The sequence below is a fragment of the Micromonospora sp. DT201 genome (assembly GCF_049841575.1).
In the GTDB taxonomy this organism is placed as follows: domain Bacteria; phylum Actinomycetota; class Actinomycetes; order Mycobacteriales; family Micromonosporaceae; genus Micromonospora.
The window spans coordinates 1-1,357 of the sequence record NZ_JBNCKP010000062.1; the positions used below are offsets into that span (position 1 = coordinate 1).

The following is a 1,357-nucleotide window of genomic DNA, read 5'->3' on the forward strand; positions in this document are numbered from 1 at the left end:
GCTTTCTTCGCGTTAATGCCAGACTGATCGACGTCCGGCGGGGCTCGCTCATTTCTTCGCTGCCCCGGCCTGCGGCTGGTGGCTTTTCCTGATGTGCGGCCCCGCCGGACCCTGCGCCGGGCCTGGAGTGGCTTGATAGGAGCCTGCTACTGCTCGATTAAGGCATGCCCCCTCGCCCGGCTCGCGGACCCTCACCCCCGGCAGCGAGGAGCTGGCATGACCGTGATCGGAATCGACGCCCACAAGCGCACACACACCCTGGTCGCGGTCGACGACCTGGGCCGCAAGCTCGGCGAACGAACTGTCGTCGCGACGGATGAAGGTCACCTCCGCGCCGTGGAATGGGCAGGTCAGTGGCCGCAGGTGAGCTTCGCGGTCGAGGATTGCCGGCATATGACCCGCCGGCTGGAACGCGACCTGTTGCGTGCCGGGCATCGGGTTGTGCGGGTGCATACCCGGTTGATGGCTGCGGCTCGTAGGTCGGGGCGGCAGCGAGGGAAGTCCGACCCGATCGACGCCGAAGCTGTCGCCTTGGCCGCGTTGCGCGAGCCGGATCTGCCCGTTGCCCATCTCGACGGGCCTACCCGGCAGGTCAAGCTGCTCTCCGATCACCGTCACGATCTCGTCGTGGAACGCACCAAGCTATGCGGGCGGCTCCGCTGGCACCTGCATGAACTGGACCCGGAACTCCAGGTGCCCTCCCGGGGCCTGCGCCGCTACCGCGTCATCGACGAACTGGCTGCCAGACTCGCCGACCTCGACGGCACGGTCGCCCGGATCGCCCGAGATCTGCTGGTCCGCTGCCGGGAGCTGACGGTGCAGATCAACGCCCTGGAGCGTGAGCTGCGGGACCTGGTGGAGGATCTGGGACCGACCCTGCTCGCGATCCCCGGCCTGGGCGTGCTCGGCGCGGCGATGATCCTCGGCGAAACCGCCGGCGCTGCCCGATTCAAGTCCAAGCACGCCTACGCCCGCTTCAACGGCACCGCCCCGATCCCAGTGTGGTCCGGAAACAAGGTCCGGGTCCGACTCAACCGTGGCGGCAACCGCACCGTCAACACCGCGCTGCACATGGCAGCGGTCACTCAAACCCGCGGTATCGGGCCGGGCAAGGAGTACGTCGACAAGCTGATCAACAGCGGAAAGACCAAGACGGAAGCCCTACGACTGCTGCGCCGACGTTTGTCCGATCGGGTCTTCACCGCCCTACTGACTGACGAACGGGCGTGCCAACCAACCGATCGACCCGCCTGCGCTGCCACCAGCAGCGCCCACACCGCTACACATCTGCAGCCGCTCCCGGTAGCAGCTTGACATAGGAGCATCAAGGAGACCCGGTGAACGTGCATCCGTTCAT

Annotated in this window: 1 protein-coding gene; it reads left to right on the plus strand. The window is 67.0% G+C overall.

Annotated elements, in window-relative coordinates; all coding sequences use genetic code 11:
- Positions 1-216: 216 nt before the first annotated feature.
- Positions 217-1,314 (plus strand): IS110 family transposase, encoded by a 1,098-nt coding sequence (locus ACLQ28_RS34395; RefSeq protein ID WP_425690428.1) that lies wholly within the window; start codon positions 217-219, stop codon positions 1,312-1,314.
- Positions 1,315-1,357: the final 43 nt, after the last annotated feature.

Excerpts from the sequence above, each read along its gene's own strand:
- ACLQ28_RS34395 (WP_425690428.1), top strand. The coding sequence starts at position 217 with ATGACCGTGATCGGAATCGACGCCCACAAGCGCACACACACCCTGGTC.